Here is a 16541-nt window from a genome sequence, read left to right as displayed (position 1 = left end):
GCGTGCAAGCTTGGAATAACGCGCTGCGAAAAGGGATCGGCTCCCTTCGCAAAGTCAGTGCATTTCAATGGATCCTGTTTATTCTCATGTCCCTGCTCGCCATGTTTATGCTGCTGCCGATCGTCTATTTATTCAATCATGCCCTGAAGCCTTACTATGAGCTGTTCTTGTATCCGCCTACATTCATTGCCCGCAATCCGAGTTTCCAGAACTTTATCGACTTGATTGTAGTCACGCAATCCTCCATCGTGCCGATGACGAGATATTTATTCAACAGCATCGTAGCCAGCCTGCTCGTCGTCGTGACATCCTGTTTGTTCAGCGTATTGTGTGCGTACCCGTTATCCAAGCACAAGTTTCCGGGTAAAGGCCTTATTTTCTCAGGTATCATCATTTCCTTGATGTTCGCGCCGGAGATGGTCGGTATTCCGCGTTACTTCGTCATCAGCCAGCTCGGCATTATCAATACGTATTGGGGACATGTGCTCCCTCTTGTTGCGATGCCAGTCGGCGTATTTCTGATGAAGCAGTTTATCGATCAGATTCCCAATGAGCTGCTGGAGGCATCGAAGGTGGAAGGTGCGAAGGAGCACATGATCTTCTTGAAAATCGTCATTCCGCTTTGCATGCCGGCAGTTGCAACCACGGCAATTCTCTCGTTCCAATCGGCATGGTCAACGGATGAGACGTCCACGTTGTTCATGGAGAACGAGACGATGAAGACGCTTCCCTTCTTCGTGAACACATTGACGAATCAGCTGGCGAACAACGTGGCGAACCAAGGGGCTGCAGCCGCAGCTGCACTGCTGCTATTCATACCCAACTTCATCATCTTCCTGCTGCTGCAGCGTAAAGTCATTACGACGATGATGCATTCAGGCATTAAATAGAAAGGATGAGTAGGCATGCCTAATTGGTTTCGCTTCGTTATCGCAGCGGTGTTTATAGCCGGAATCGGGTTTCAGCCCGCGATGGTGAAGGCGGAGATTCCTTATCGGACATTCTCTTACGACAGCGGTAACGGGGAGTTCTATGTCCAACCGGCCTACGTGCCTTTCGGCTACATCGGTCTGAACCTGGTTCCTCCGGAGAGCGGTGGCCCCGCAAATTTAAATAACCCCAACGATCTGTTTATTGACGATACGGATAACATGTATATCGTGGATACGAAGAACAACCGGATCGTCCATCTGGATGCGAATCGCCGATATATCCGGACGATCGGCGCAGAGGCAGGCCCTGGACAATTAAAGGAGCCGAACGGAATTTATGTGAACGAGAGCAATGTTTACGTTGCGGATACCGGGAATAAGCGGATTGCAGTCTATGACCGGAGCGGGACATTCGAACGGGAGTACAAACGGCCAGATACGACGTTACTGCCGAAGAGCTTCGAATTTGAACCGACCAAGCTGACGGTCGATAAACGGGGATTTCTCTTTATTACGACGAATAACGGGTATCAAGGGCTGATCGTTCTCGATTCCGAAGAGGGCGCATTCCAAGGCTTTTTCGGGGCGAACCGGGTTCCCTTCAACTTGATCGATTATTTGAAACGGAAAGTCTATACCGAGGATCAATTGAAGAAGGAGATCAAGAAATTACCCGGTACCGTGAGCAATGTCATGATCGACCGCGATGGACTGATTTATACCACGAGCATCTCCGTCCCGAACGGACATATTAAGAAGCTGAATTTTGCCGGGAAGGATTTGCTGGGCGAGAAGGTATACGGGGATCGATATGTCCGCATTAATGAAGAGACGTTGTTTCGTGATATCGCGGTCGACCGCAGTGGCAATATGACCGCAATCGAAGCACAGAGTGGATATATCTATCAATACGATTCGCAGGGCGGACTATTGTTCGCATTCGGCGGGAAGAATGCCGGGTTCAACAAGCTGGGGCTGTTCGATTACCCTTCCAGCATTGCCGTTGATTCCAAAGGGAATCTATACATTGCCGACCGGGTATCCAATCTGATTCAGATCTTTAGGCAGACAGAGTTCGCCCAGTTGGTGCATAAGGCCAATGAACTGTTCATGCTCGGCAAGTACGAGGAGAGCGAAGGGTATTGGAGGGAAGTTCTACACCTCAACAGCAAATATTATAAGGCTCATCTTGGGCTAGCCAAATCGCATTACCGTAAAGGGGATTGGCAGACGGCGCTGAAGGAATACCGGCTTGCGAAGGATGTTCAAGGCTACTCCGATTCCTTCTGGCAAATTCGCGTCTTATGGCTGCAAAACAATTTCGGCATCGTATCAACAAGCATCCTTGTTCTCATCATTCTTTATTATGCGGGGAAGAAGGTCTGGAAAAACAAGAAGTGGAGGAAAGGCGATGGGAGAACTGGTCATTCACCTCAAGCAAGCCATCCGAATACTTCGGCATCCGGTTGACGGCTTTTGGGAGCTGCGCTATGAGAAGCGGGGAAGCTTAATTTCCGCATTAATTCTACTTTTGCTAGCTTACTTAGCTACCTTGATTTCCGAAATATCAACGAGCTTTATTTTCAATCCGATCGAGATCAAATTTATCAACCCGTGGTTAGTGCTGGCTCAGGTATCCATACCTTGGCTGACCTGGGTACTCGCGAATTATTTGGTCAGCTCCATTAACCGGGGGCAAGGCCGGCTGCTCGACGTGATGATTGGCAGCGCCTATGCGCTGGTCCCTTATATCTTTTTTACCATTCCGCTTAGTCTCGTATCCAATGTACTGACCATTGGCGAAAGCTCGATCTACATGTTCTTCCACTATATCATCATCGGTTGGACGGGATTCTTGTTTATCGTATTGGTCCAAGAGATCCATAATTACGACATTGGCGAGACGATCTGGATCACGGTGTTATCGGTGCTGTTCATGCTCGCGATTTGGATCCTGCTGCTTATCTTCGCGGGGCTAAGCGTGCAGCTCGTCGATTTCATCGAGCAGCTGTATGAGGAGGTCTCATTCCGGTGAGTAAAATCAAACTTTATCGGCGCTATATCCTACTTGCGGGAGCGATCCTTCTCCTCCTTGGAGCCGTTGCCGCCGGCATTAGCCTTAACAGCGGTAACCCAGCAGGCAAAGCCGCCTTGGAGACTGAGGAGGAGGAGACCGACGAGGATGAAAGAGAGCTCATCCAAATTAAGCCGACCGTTAAGGCCCGTGACGAAGACAAATATACGACCTTTCAAGAAAATGAACGGCTTCGTCTGGAAGTAAGCCAGCATGGGAAGATTGCCGTTACGGATAAGAGAAATAACTACACCTGGCGAAGCAATCCCGATAAGGAGTCGCTGGCCGACGAGGCGGTGAAGGGACACTGGCGTAAAAACCTGGAGTCCGCGTTCTATCTGGAGTACACCGATATCAAGCAGGCGGCGTCGAAGCTGAAATACGGGAACGACACCGAATTGCAAGGAAAGACGACGGTCAAAAAGACCGCAGACGGTGCTGAAATAACATATGACCTGAAGACGATCGAGAGCAGCTTTACCTTCGTCGTAACGTTGAAGGACGATCATATCGAAGTTTACATTCCTTCAGACCGCATTGTCGAAGGAGAGAATATCCACATCGTTAACTTATGGGCCTTCCCATTCCTCGGCGCCTCCCGAAGCGATGCGCCGGATGGACATATGTTCGTTCCGAGCGGAATGGGGGCGACGATTGAATTCGAGCAAAGCGGCTCTTATCCGTTTCGGTATTCCGCCGAGCTGTACGGACCGGACTTAGCCATATCCGCCCAATCGGTACGTTACCAGCGTGATGCAGCTTCCGATGCGCTGCTGCCCGTATTCGGCATCTCTTATGGACGAAATGCATTGTTTGGCATCATTACCGAAGGGGAAGCGAATGCCAGAATCAACGCGACACCGAGCGGACTGTATACCTCCTATAATTGGATCGCGCCACAGTTCGTGTATAGACAGGAATATTTCCGGCGAACAAGCAGCTTCGGTCAAGGGTTTAATGTCTTTGAAGATAAGAGACTTGAGCAGGATCGGAGAATCCGATACTACTTCCTGCAGGGTGACAAGAAGGATATCAATTATGTCGGGATGGCTTCTATTTATCGCAGCTATTTAATGGAAGCCAAAGGGCTGCAGCGAATTAAGCCGGAGACGAATCATATCCCGCTGGAGGTCAGCTTTTTTGGCGGGGATCGTGAACCGAGCATACTTGGCTCGAAGCTGGTGAAGACAACGACATTCGATCAAGCCCGGGAAATCGTCGAAAAATTAAATGCCGTGGGGGTTTCCGAGCTGAATGTGACCTTCACGGGGTGGTCGACAGGCGGCTATATGCGTTATCTCCCCAAAAGATTCCCGCCGGAGAAAAGCTTGGGCGGCACGGATGGATTAGCGCGTCTGATTGAAGCCGTTCATCGCCATGGCAACCGCATATTCTTAGATGATAACTATGTGACTGCTTTTTCGGGCAACGGCTTTCTGGCCAGAGGAAATGCGATCCGCGATTCCAATGCCAGGGTCGTTGAGGATCAAATCGGCTTTTCCGGGTTCACGTTCCGTAAGGCGACCCGCAAATATTGGATGAAGCCAAACTTATCATTGGAATATACGATGGACAGCTTACCCCAATATAAGGAGCTCGGTATCGACGGATTAAGACATGATGTCATAGGCAATCTGCTGTATTCCGACAATAACCCGTCCAATCCGTACACCCGGGAAGCCACTGCAGATGTCTTCGAGCAAATGCTCGAGAAGACGAAGGAGGAGCTGGGGCAAGCAAGAGTCGCGCACGGAAATGCCTATGTCCTTGGCAAGGCCGACCATATAAGCGCGCTCCCGCTAAGCGTCAGTTATGATTTGCTGGCGAAGCAAAGCGTTCCTTTCTATCCGATTGCGATTCATGGTCTGGTCACCTATTCCGGGCAACCCGGCAATTTGCGGGACGAATACAACTTTGAAATGTTGAATTCCGTTGAATACGGGGCGCTGCCGGCTTATCTGCTGACCTATGAGGATCCCGGCATATTGAAGGATACGTATACCCGATATATTTTCAGCAGCGCATACTCGGAATGGCTGAACACGATCGTTGAGGAATACAAGCGGATGGATGCCGTACTAGGCGGGCTGCAGGACAGTCTTATTGTGAATCATCGTCAAATCGCTGACGAGGTTTTCGAGACTACCTATGATAACGGTCAATCTGTCGTCGTTAATTACGGAGATGTTCCATATGAGGCGGGAAGCATCAGCGTGAAGCCTAAAGATTTCGCCTTAGTGGGCAGAGAGGGGTGACGGAATGCAGAAACGGAAGCGAAGATTATCGATTGAAGTCCGCGAGGCGTTCTCCGCATATGCCCTGCTTACTCCGTGGTTGATAGGACTTGGCATGTTTGTTCTATATCCGTTAACCTACTCGCTTTATATGAGCTTTCAAGATGTTCGTATTACCGGCGACGGCATGATCATGAAACCGATCGGTATGCTGAACTACAAGAATGCGTTCCTGCTTGATAATCAGTTCTCCGCATCATTGGTCAACTATTTGAAGGAATCGCTGCTCATTATTCCGATCATCGTTCTGTTTGCCCTATTGGTGGCCATTCTGCTCAATATGAAATACCCGGGCAAGGCGCTGTTTCGGGCCATCTTCTTTCTTCCGGTGATCTTTGCCACAGGTCAGGTGTTGACCGAAATTTTTTATCAAGGGGCCGCGGGCTTGTCCATTCTGGACCAGTACAATATTAAGCCGTACATCCAGATGAATGTGCCGCAGGTATTCGCCGAACCGCTCCTGGCGGTCTTGGATAAGTTCGTCATCGTACTGTGGTATTCAGGCGTCCAAATCATTATCATTCTTGCCGGCCTGCAGACGATCAGTAAGCCGGTATATGAAGCAGCGGGCATTGACGGAGCGTCTCCATGGGAGACCTTCTGGAAAATTACGCTGCCTGCGCTCAAGCCGTTTATTCTGCTTAATACGATCTATACGATTGTCGATCTGTTTACGTTTCCGTTCAGTCCCATACTCGAGCTCATCAAGCATCATATGAAGTATACGGGCTACGGATACGCAAGCGCACTAGGCTGGATTTATTTCTCCATCGTATTCGTCGTCATCATGCTCGTAATGCTGTTCTTTAAACGCATATCTCGTCATTCCGACAATCGAAGGTAGGGAATGGTATGGACAAAGTGGTATGGACCCAGAAGAAGCTGTTCGGGACGCAGGAGAAAACCGGATGGCTGACGATCTTAGTGCTCTACGCGATTCTACTCAACATTGCTTACTTGTATTTAAACCCGATTTTTTACATGGCCTCCACCATGCTTAAGAACTCGGTCGATCTGCTGGATCCTTCGGTCCGTTGGATTCCCCGCAGCTTCGAATGGAACAATCTGAAATTGGCCTGGCAGGGGCTGAATTATATGAGTGCGCTGAAGAACAGCGTCATGATCAGCGGACTCGGCGCTATCTTTCACGTCATCGCCTGCGCACTGGCTGGCTATGCGTTTGCGAAATTCAAGTTTCCGGGGAAGACGATCTTGTTCGGCCTGCTCATTCTCAGCTTCCTCATTCCACCGCAGACGATTGTCATCCCGCTGTTCATCCTCATTAAAAACTTGGGATGGATGGGAACGAAGTTCGCCATCATCGGTCAGGCGATGTTCGGACATGGCATTCGCGGAGCACTATTCGTGATCATCTTCACGCAATTTTTCCGGACGCTGCCCAAGGAGCTGGATGAAGCAGCCCGGATTGATGGAGCAGGCTCACTACGCGTGTTGTTTCAAATTATCGTCCCGCTTGCCAAACCGGCCATTCTCGTTGTCTTTCTGTTCTCTTTCATCTGGCACTGGAACGAAACGTACTTGACCTCACTTGTCATCGGGGCCGAGAATACGCCGTTAACGCTAAGCCTGTTTAACTTACAGACCGTATTGCAGGGGCTGTATGAAAGCGAGGCCGATAAGATGTTCAACGAAACGATAAGGATGGCAGCCAGCTTTCTGATTATTATCCCGCCGTTGATACTGTATGCGATTGGCCAGCGTTGGTTTGTCGAGGGCGTGGAACGGACCGGATTAATCGAGTAAGGCCGACCGCAAGGGCGCTGAATGAAAGGAACGCGAAGCGAGCATGGACCTATCAGGGGGTGATGCGCACTTCACCGGACGGTGAAGGTTATGTCAGCACATCAATCAAGAAGGGAGTGAACAAAATTGACAATGCGAAAACGGGCAAAAGGGATCCGTATAGGGAGCCTATTGCTGCTGCTGGTGATGACGATGGCCGCCTGCAGCGGAGGCGGATCCGAAAGCACGAACGACGGGGGCAATGCAGCCGATACTCCGGCGAAAAAAGAAAAAGGCGATCAGGGAGAGCAAGGCGACAAAGCCATGCCGGAGAAGTCGAGCGTTAAAGGTGAGGTCAAAGTGATTTCCGTCTGGGGCGCGGGCTTGAGCGACAAATTCAACACGATGATGGAAGACTTCAACAAAGACTATCCAAATATCAAAGTGACGTATATGCCGCAACCGATAAGCGAACTGGCTACGCTCGTATCCGCCGGAGAAATGCCGGACGTTATGATTGCCGACGGCGGACGGTTCCCACGCGACTGGATCAGAGACAAGCTGATTGAAGATTTGACCCCGTTCATCGAGATGGATCCGGACGTCAACTCGGAGATGTTCTACGAGCCCGCCTATCGAAGAGGGGGAGATCCCGACGGGAAAGTGTGGCAGCTGCCTTGGCTGGTCGATCCCAATTTTCCGATCATCTATAACAAGGACGTGCTGGAGCAGTACGGATATACGGAAATTCCGGAGATGAATTCACTGCAGGAATTCGGCGATTTCCTGAAAAAGTTCTGGATTGTCGAGAACGGCGAGCAAGTAATGACGACCGTATCCCCTTTCGAAATATATGGCAACTTCAACAGCTTGCTGACGATCGCGTATTTGAACGGCGCCGACTCAACGAACTTCTATAACCCGGAGACGAACACCGGCACGTTCAACGATCCGAAGATCGTCGAAGCGCTCGAATGGATGGTGCGGTTTAAACGGGAAAATATCGACGACGATCGAATGAATAATTTGAACGCGGCGCTGCCGGAAAACACCACCCGATTTGCGGCCCAGAAATCGCTGCTTGAACCGAATGTCATTGTGCATGTACAAGACAATATGAAGCTGAATCCGGATTTGCAGCTTACGACGATGCCGGCGGAATCGTTATGGATAGGCGGTCACGGCATTTCGATGACGGTGAAGGGCGCGAAGGAGAACAAGGATGCGGCTTGGGCACTGGTCAAGTGGCTCAGCGCATCTCGAGAGGGCGCGGAAGCGAATCTGAAAGTGCTTGGGAACATCTCAGCATTCAAGGACAACCCGTATTTTCTCGAACAGACCGAGCAGGATCCGATCATGAAAGCGGCTTACGATGTGCTTCAGCGGGCCCAGAAATTGCCGCCGTTCTTCCCTGTCCAATATGAGACCGAGTTCGACCAGAAGTTCGCGGAGGTAGTTGCCGGGACGCTCGAGCCGAAGGCCTTCCTCGACCATATGACGAAATATACGCAATCGCTGTTGGACGATCAGAAAGCGAAGTGAAAGTAATACACTGCCGGAGGGGGATAGGGACTTCAGGTAACGCAATATTTGTGCGAGAGAATACAGATCATTGGAACATCATCTATCACGCTTGGACGACAATAAGATCACCTGATTTCTTCAACCTAGATGAGAAGTAGATGCCCGTGAAAGAACAAATACTTTATGGGGGAGAAATGCGGAAATGATGAAGTCTAGCCAAAAGGGATTCCGTTTATTGAGTTTAACCTGCGCGCTGGCATTGCTGGTCACGATGGTGGCCGCTTGCAGCGGGTCTGGCGGGAATGGGGGGAACAGTCCCACAACACCGAACAATACGAATGCGACTACGAAGCCCGAGGATAACACAAATACTGGAGGGGATGACGCTAACGCGCCGACTGTCAATTTAGCCGATGTCAAAGGCGAGGTCCGGGTTATTACGCCATGGGGCGCAGGCTTCGGGGAGAACTTCAAGAAGATGTTCGAGGATTTCAATAAAGACTATCCGAATGTAAAGGTTATCTATATGGAGCAAACGACAGCCGATCTTGCCGCACTTATTGCCGCAGGCGAGACGCCGGATGTGATTTCCTCTAACGGCCTTGCCATCGATTTGCGCAAAGACAATATGATTGAAGATTTAACGCCATATTTAAATTCAAGTCCTGATATTACGCCAGATCTATACTATGAACCGGCCTATGCGCGTTCCGTCGATGTGGATGGCTCAGTCTGGGCGCTTCCTTGGCATGTGGATCCGAACTTTGCCCTTGCCTACAATAACGATGTGCTCGAGCAGTACGGGTTTACGGAAATTCCAGAAGTACAATCGCTGCAGGAGTTTGGCGACTTCCTCCGCAAGTTCTGGGTAACCGAGAACGGGGAGCAGGTCATGACGACCTTCTCGCCGCATGAAGTATACGGCCCATTCAACAGCCTGATTACGATGAGCTTTCTCAATGGTGCGGATGCATCTACTTTCTATAATCCTTCCGAGCGTAAGGTTTCGTTCAACGATCCGCTCATTGTCGAAGCGCTGGATTGGATCGTCAACTTTAAGCGGGAGAACATTAATGATGAGCGCATGGGCAAATTAAATTCCACGCTGCCGGAGAATACGGGAAGATTCTCAGCCGGCAAATCGTTGATGGAGCCTCATGTTACGCCTTCACTGCGCGGGCTTCTTGAACAAAATGCGGATTTGCAGTTTGCGCCGATGCCGGCGGAGTCGCTCTGGATCGGAGGCTGGTCGTTCTCGCTCACATCGGTAGGCAAGAAAGAGAATAAGGATGCCGCTTGGGCGCTGCTGAAGTGGATGACCTCCACGAAGGCCGGAGCCGAATCGCAGCAGAAGCACTTTGGCTGGATTTCGGGCATTAAGGACAATCCGTACCTGGAATCGGAAGCGAAGAAGGATCCGGTAACCGCGTCAGCGTTTGAAGTACTGAAGAACGCCAAGAAGCTGCCGCCAACGATACCGGTAGACATCGGCAAGGAATTCGATACGAAATGGGCGGAGGTCATGGCAGGCACGCTTGAGCCCAAAGCGTTCCTCGATCATATGACCACATTTACGCAAGCCCTGTTGGATGAACAGAAACCTTAAGGAATGGTAAGGAGGATAGGCCTCGACTCCAGCGATGGAGTCGGGGCCTTCTTCGTTTTCTGGGTGTGCCGACACAAGACACAATATTACGTTGAGTTATTCATAATTTCTAAACAGCGAACGGACTCTATTTAATTACAATATATGTAATAAAGTATGGTTGCTAAGGATGAATCACGATTGAAACAAACTGAAAAAGCCATGTTCTTTTACAATCTTTAGTGAAACAATAAAAACGTTTTAACCTCTGATAAACACTCGGTTTTATGAATCCATTTTTATGTTGACATACGTGTGCTAAACGGTGTTTAATATGAGTTGTAAATGGATATTCATCCCTTTTTCGGCCTGGTTGCGATTAACGATTCCAATAGGAGTGATTATGCTCATATACGTCGGGGCCGTGTCACGCTCATATTCAAGGAGGAATTCATATGAATGCATCACCCGTTCGTTTGGCCATTGTAGGCGGTCATCGCGGTGCTCATTTCTCGCACGTCATGAGCTACCTTCAAGACGAGATCAAGCTGGTCGCGGTATGTGATTTGGATGAGACCACCGTTCGCCAGTGGCAGGAGAGCGACAGCCAGCTGAGAGGCTATACAAGCTATGAGGAGCTGCTAAGCGATCCTGATGTCGATGCCGTGTTCCTGGCAACACCGCTGTTAATTCATGCGCGTCAGGCCATACAGGCTATGCGCGCAGGCAAGCATGTACTTAGCGAGGTTATTGCGATGACCACCATGGAGGAAGGCTGGGAGCTGATCGAGACCGTCAAGGCGACAGGAATGAAGTACATGATGGCGGAGAACTACTGCTTCATGCGCCCGAACATGATGATCATGAATATGGTTAAAGCGAATGTATTCGGTAAGCTGACCTTTTTGGAAGGCGCTTACATCCATGATTGCCGCAGCCTGCTGCATGATGCGAAGGGGGATTTAACCTGGCGTGGAAGGCTGCAGCGGGATTATAACGGGATGAATTATCCAACCCATTCCTTCGGTCCGCTGGCCATGTGGATGGAGATGAACCGCGACGGCAGCGACCGGCTGGAATCGATCTCGACCTTCACGTCTCCCGCCGTAGCGGCGCGCCATTATCATACGGACGTGATCCAGGCGGCTCATCCGCATGTTCCGGATGTCGATTGGAAGCAGGGCGACTCTGCCGTAACGATCCTTCGCACGGCAAACGGGGTTCTGATCCAATTGCGCTTGGACTGGACATCCGGCGTTCCGCACGATATGGCGCGTTATGGGCTGCAGGGTGAGAATGGCGCCTATACGTGGAGCAGCACCATGGCTCCGTCCGTCTGGGTTCAGGGCCGCTCCCCGGGTACGTCATGGGGCTCCCCGGCCGAATGGGAATCGCTGTGGAATTATTCGGATGAGTTCGAGCACAGCTGGTGGCGCGATATGGGGGCGGAAGCCGACCAAGCCGGACATGGCGGCGGGGACTTGTTCGTCATCCGGGAGTTCGCGGCCGCCATTCGCGAGAACCGCAGCCCTATCATCGATGTGTACGATGCCGTATTGTGGAGCAGCATCTTCCCGTTATCGATGGAGTCTGTCGCCAAGCGAGGCGCTGAAGTGGCTATTCCTAATTTCCGGATCTAAGCCGCTTATGAGCGCCAATCATGGCGTAAGAAGACCGGCCTTGAGCAGCAGATGCTGCCCGAGGCCGGTCTCTTCTATTGGATAAGGAATGTAAGAATTAAGGAACGATCTTGATGTAATTGATGCCAAGCGGTGCGTTGCTGCCGGTTTCGATCGGGTCGACGCGAAGGCCGGTGATCATCCCGGTGTACTTGGTATTGGCGCTCAAATTCACGGTATACGTGTCCCAGCCCCCGGAGTTGCTGACCGTGAAGGATACGCTTTTGCTTTCGCTGTAGTAATCCTCTGTGTGGGTCTTGAAATACACTTTACCGGTTGTATTCGCATTCTGATTCGCCATATTAATTTCAACCTTTGAGAAGTTCGATGAAAGGATGCTCAGAGGCGGTGATTGCCAATACGGATCCAGAGCATTGGCCGTTACGACCCACAGCCCGCCTGAAGGGCCGGAATCAGTCGCTACATTGGCCGTCGTCCATCCTTGTTTATTCCCGTTCACATCGAACAGCCATCCGTCCGTTACGATCGCTTGACCGATATTCCAGTCGCTCGGGCTGGTGCCGCCGGTTCCGAACAGCACATACTTATACTGCGTCCCTGATTCGGTGTAGATGTCTCCATTAGGCTGCCGTATGAATCCGGGATTATGATTCTTGGCATTGCCGGTTAAAATATTATTGATTCGTCCTCCCCATTCCTGCCAGGCCGAGGTGAGCGAGCTGCCGCTCGATTTGAGCACATAGGATTCCGTATCGCTGTTATGCTTGGTTGCGATGTACCATACATTCTCAGAAGGCGAGTACGCAATATCCCCGATCGCCGTATCGCCGATCGGATTCGGCAGCTCGGTTCTGGAGCCGAACGTGACGCCGTTGGTCGATGTGACCATATAGGCCCGGCTGCCCGAACTGGTTGAATCGAAGAAGGCAAGTGTAACATTGGCGCTCGTACCGCTCGCTCGATAAGCGGTTTGCATGCCTGCGCCGTACTGCAGAGTAGAAGGGGCGGCGCTGGACGACGGTGCTATGATGGGATTCCCGCTATACTTGGTCCAGTTTACGCCGTCATTGGAGAAAGCAACGCCGATATGGCTGTCATAGCCGACGGTGTCGTAGGTTGCCGTGTAATACATAGCATACGTGTAGGAGGTACCCCCGATACTGAAGGAACCTTTAATAACGGAAGGATCGCATACATGCTTGCTGTCCCATCCGCTTGATGATGCGCTCAGAACGAGCTGAGGCGACGTCCACCCCGAGGCAGTCAGCCGCGAATAGAAAATACCATCGCCGCCTGTGGCTTGACCGCACCACCACATCTTAATTTCCGAGCGTCCCCTTGCATGACCGAAGGGGCATAATCATACCCGGTTCGCGACAAGGTTAACCCTGAGAATGTCGTTGCTCCGGCAAAAACTTGACTGCCAACAATGACGATGGATAACAGAAGCAGTATTGCGGATACAGATAAATGGCGTCTCCAACCTTTCCTCATCCCTTCACCGTCCCTCCATAATGGTGTAAACGGCATTAACGCCAGACCGTTCACACCGTATTATACAAAGCGGCCGAAATGTTTATGACAGTATACATGCAGGCCCGGCGGATGTAATTAAGTATACCTCGGGTATAATTTCAGCTTAACCTTCCCCAATGGCCATTCTGCAGACAGGCGATGAATACCTGCGTTGCCTTGGTATGATAGGGCGAGGCATGTGTCACGAGGGAAAACTTCCGTTTCACCGGCGTGCCGGCAGCATTCACAGCCCGCAAGGTGCCAAGCTGCAGCTCCTTGCGGACCGATAAACGGGACAGAAGAGTAACGCCCAAGCCGGCTTCGACCGATTCTTTGATAAGCTGGGTGCTGCCGAACGACATCATATTGCGGGGGACAAAGCCAAACGATTCGAACCATCGGTCGGCTGCCTCGCGCGTACCGGAGCCTCGTTCGCGCACGATCCATGTTTCGGGAGCCATGTCCGCTAGTGAAACGCTGAAGTCGGGCGCGGCTGCAGCGAATGGATGATTGGCGGATACGATCAGATCCATGACATCCTCCGCGAATGGGGTGACTCGCAGCTTATCATGGCTGTAATCCCCCTCGATAATCCCGATATCAAGCTGATGAGCGAGCAGCGCCCCGCCAATATCGGCCGTATTGCCGATCATAATCGTTGGCTCGATCAAGGGGTACTCCGCCAGCATGTCGGCGATAACATGAGGAAGCACGTACTCGCCGAAGGTGAAGCTGGACCCAATGGAAATCGGACCGCTTGCCACCTGCATGAGATCAGCGACGAGAGCATCCATGCGGGTATAGAGCCCTAATATTTCTTTGGCATGATGGTAGACGATCTCCCCGGCCTTCGTTAGCCTTACATATTTATTGGACCGGTCGAGAAGCTTGGCGCCAGTCGTTTTCTCCAAGGTCTGAACATATTGGCTGACCGCCGGCTGCGTCATATGCAGTTCTTCCGCAGTACGGGTAAAGCTGCGCTTCTCAGCGACGGTAACGAAAACAAGCAGTGATTGATCCATAGTTCGATCGCTCCTTAACGATTTATCTGCATCTATAATAAGTGATTGCTTATGATATGTATTATAATGATTTATTTTTCTTATTCATCTTAATCGCATAAGATGGGATTGTAAATGAACGGAGGCGAATAATCGTGGCAGCACACTTGAAAGCAAGAATGGGACAGATCGGCTTAGCTGTCCGTAACCATAAACGAATGAGCGGCATCGGGTTCACGCTATTATTCGCTATCGCGGGCTACGGCTTGGCCCAGCTGCCCGGCCTCGACCGCGTTGGGCAGCTGGGCTGCGCGATTCTGCTTGCGGTCGTATATCGTCAGATCGCAGGATATCCGGAGGCGCTTCGTACGGGCATACAATTCTCATCGAAAACATTGCTAAGAGCCGCTATTGTCTTATACGGCTTGAAGCTGAATATCGCGATCGTGCTTCAGCAGGGTCTGGGGCTGCTCCTCTTGGATACGGTGATGGTTGTGAGTGCGATTGGCCTTACGCTGCTGATCGCCAAATGGCTGAAGGCCGATTTGTCTTTATCGCTGCTGCTCGGCATTGGCACAGGGGTATGCGGGGCTGCGGCTATAGCTGCCGTCTCCCCGATCCTGAATGCCAAAGAAAAGGATACGGCAATCGGGGCGGGAATGATTGCGATGGTCGGTACCGTATTCGCGATCAGCTATACGCTGCTTCAGCCGCTCCTGGGATTTAGCGAATCCGAATACGGCATTTGGTCCGGCGTAAGCTTGCACGAAATCGCACATGTTGCGCTGGCTGCCGCGCCTGCCGGGGAGGATGCATTGGCGCTTGCGCTGCTTGCGAAGCTCGGGAGAGTCTTTCTGCTCATTCCGCTTAGCATTGTCCTTATGATATGGATGAAGCGGAGCGGCGGTACATCTCACGGAGGGAAAATCGAGTTTCCATGGTTCTTGGCCGGATTTATCGGGATGAGCATCTTAGGGAGCTTCGTTCTCGGGCATTGGATCGTAGTGCCGGAGCACGTGATGAACGGCATCGCGACCTTGACTACATTCCTGCTGACGATGGGGATGGTCGGGCTTGGGCTAAATGTGTGCTTGAAGGATTTCAAAGCCAAGACGCTTCGCACGCTGGCAGCAATGGCTGTCGTCTCGGTTATTCTATCTGTGGCGATGGCGTATATTTCATCCGCCATCGGGTAAATTCTACATGTCAAAAAGGCTGTGCTCGGCAGGAATCTGCCAGGCACAGCCTTTCATATCATGAGCATGAGGCTGTCTATTTATTCTTTATTCAATACAAACTTCTCCACAACGAGGCGGACGCCTTCGTCGTTATTGGAGGCGGTGATATAATTCGCGATGGCCTTCAGCTTCGGAAGCGCGTTGTCCATGGCGACGCCGAGTCCGGCGACCTCAATCATCTCGTGATCATTCCAGGAATCGCCGATGGCGATGACCTGATCCATCGTGCAGCCGATATGCGCGGCCATGAACTCGATCGCGTGGCCCTTGGTGCCTTCCTTGTGCATGAATTCGAGGTAATGCGCCTTCGATTTCGTAATGTGTACACGGTCGCCGATCAATGGGGCGAGCTTCGCCGCGATTTTGTCCAGTTCATCCGGGTCGTCGATAATGAGCATCTTCGTTGAAGGCTGCGTAAGCAGCTTCTCGTAATCCGGCTCGACGACGAATGGAATTTTGGCAAGCGCCGAATAGCCGCGGGCTTTCTCGTTATCTTCTTTCACGTAGAGCACATCGTTGATGTACAGCTGCAGATGGAGACCGTGCTCTTCGCAGAACGCGAAGAGCTCCTTGGCTGCATCGGCCGGTACGCTGCGTTCATACAGCACTTGCTCGTCGAACAAGGTTTTGATTAAGGAACCTTGGTACGTAATAATTGGAACATTAAGCTCCAGCTGTGCTGCGATCTTCTGGGCGGATGGAAACATGCGGCCGGTAGCTAGGGTGACGAACACGCCCTGTTCAATGGCTGCGGCCAAAGCCGCTTTCGTTCCCTCCGTGATGATCAAGTCATCCGTCAGCAGCGTATCGTCAATATCGATGGCAATCAGTTTATACATGATGGTTTCTACCGCTCCTTCTCTCTCTGTTTGCATTGATTGTAGCGGAAAACATCAAGGCGGACAAGCTATTTCCCGCTCATGCTTCTTGCAGCCCAGGTTCCATAGCTCCCATCTTAATAGAAAGTGTTGACGGGCGGCTGCATGTAGATAAAA

Annotated in this window: 13 protein-coding genes; 10 read left to right on the top strand and 3 right to left on the bottom strand. The window is 51.2% G+C overall.

Annotation, left to right across the window (positions count from 1 at the left end; genetic code table 11):
* Positions 1–2 precede the first annotated feature (2 nt).
* The 9 genes from NNL21_RS10240 to NNL21_RS10200 all read left to right on the top strand — a co-directional run bounded on the left by NNL21_RS10240 (position 3) and on the right by NNL21_RS10200 (position 11792).
* Entirely contained in the window at positions 3–890 is an 888-nt protein-coding gene (locus tag NNL21_RS10240; RefSeq protein ID WP_256555145.1) for a carbohydrate ABC transporter permease, read from the top strand.
* Between the two features lie 15 nt (positions 891–905).
* The gene (locus NNL21_RS10235; RefSeq protein WP_204817058.1) at positions 906–2402 is read left to right on the top strand and encodes a 6-bladed beta-propeller; all 1497 of its coding nucleotides are present in this window, start codon (positions 906–908) and stop codon (positions 2400–2402) included.
* Positions 2344–2967 (top strand): YIP1 family protein, encoded by a 624-nt coding sequence (locus tag NNL21_RS10230; protein WP_204817060.1) that lies wholly within the window; start codon positions 2344–2346, stop codon positions 2965–2967. The genes NNL21_RS10235 and NNL21_RS10230 overlap by 59 nt, the downstream gene beginning before the upstream one ends.
* The gene (locus tag NNL21_RS10225) at positions 2964–5261 is read left to right on the top strand and encodes a DUF5696 domain-containing protein (protein WP_204817061.1); all 2298 of its coding nucleotides are present in this window, start codon (positions 2964–2966) and stop codon (positions 5259–5261) included. Before NNL21_RS10230 ends, NNL21_RS10225 begins: the two co-directional genes overlap by 4 nt.
* A 4-nt stretch (positions 5262–5265) precedes the next feature.
* Positions 5266–6144, top strand: a complete 879-nt coding sequence (locus tag NNL21_RS10220) for a carbohydrate ABC transporter permease (RefSeq protein WP_204817064.1) — start codon at positions 5266–5268, stop codon at positions 6142–6144.
* Positions 6145–6152: 8 nt separating this feature from the next.
* Entirely contained in the window at positions 6153–7064 is a 912-nt protein-coding gene (locus NNL21_RS10215) for a carbohydrate ABC transporter permease (protein WP_204817068.1), read from the top strand.
* Between the two features lie 132 nt (positions 7065–7196).
* Positions 7197–8585 carry an extracellular solute-binding protein gene (locus tag NNL21_RS10210; RefSeq protein ID WP_256555168.1) on the top strand — a complete coding sequence of 463 codons (1389 nt, stop codon included), beginning with the start codon at positions 7197–7199 and terminating at the stop codon, positions 8583–8585.
* 184 nt (positions 8586–8769) lie between these two features.
* On the top strand, positions 8770–10173 hold the full coding sequence (locus NNL21_RS10205) for an extracellular solute-binding protein (RefSeq protein WP_204817073.1): 1404 nt from the start codon (positions 8770–8772) through the stop codon (positions 10171–10173).
* A gap of 434 nt (positions 10174–10607) precedes the next feature.
* Positions 10608–11792: a Gfo/Idh/MocA family oxidoreductase gene (locus tag NNL21_RS10200; RefSeq protein WP_204817077.1), complete on the top strand. Its 1185-nt coding sequence runs from the start codon at positions 10608–10610 to the stop codon at positions 11790–11792.
* 97 nt (positions 11793–11889) lie between these two features.
* Here NNL21_RS10200 and NNL21_RS10195 read toward each other — a convergent pair whose 3' ends face one another.
* A complete protein-coding gene (locus tag NNL21_RS10195; RefSeq protein WP_204817080.1) occupies positions 11890–13110 on the bottom strand; it encodes a hypothetical protein in 1221 nt (406 codons plus the stop codon).
* A gap of 316 nt (positions 13111–13426) precedes the next feature.
* A complete protein-coding gene (locus tag NNL21_RS10190; protein ID WP_204817082.1) occupies positions 13427–14329 on the bottom strand; it encodes a LysR family transcriptional regulator in 903 nt (300 codons plus the stop codon).
* Between the two features lie 158 nt (positions 14330–14487).
* Here NNL21_RS10190 and NNL21_RS10185 point away from each other — a divergent pair, with 158 nt between their 5' ends.
* Positions 14488–15504 (top strand): YeiH family protein, encoded by a 1017-nt coding sequence (locus NNL21_RS10185; protein ID WP_204817922.1) that lies wholly within the window; start codon positions 14488–14490, stop codon positions 15502–15504.
* A gap of 80 nt (positions 15505–15584) precedes the next feature.
* Here NNL21_RS10185 and NNL21_RS10180 read toward each other — a convergent pair whose 3' ends face one another.
* The gene (locus NNL21_RS10180; protein ID WP_204817085.1) at positions 15585–16385 is read right to left on the bottom strand and encodes a Cof-type HAD-IIB family hydrolase; all 801 of its coding nucleotides are present in this window, start codon (positions 16383–16385) and stop codon (positions 15585–15587) included.
* Positions 16386–16541 lie beyond the last annotated feature (156 nt).

The organism is Paenibacillus mendelii, assembly GCF_024498075.1.
Lineage (GTDB): Bacteria > Bacillota > Bacilli > Paenibacillales > Paenibacillaceae > Paenibacillus_Z > Paenibacillus_Z mendelii.
The sequence above is the reverse complement of the archived record's forward strand: the minus strand, read 5'-3'. Positions and strand labels throughout refer to the sequence as shown.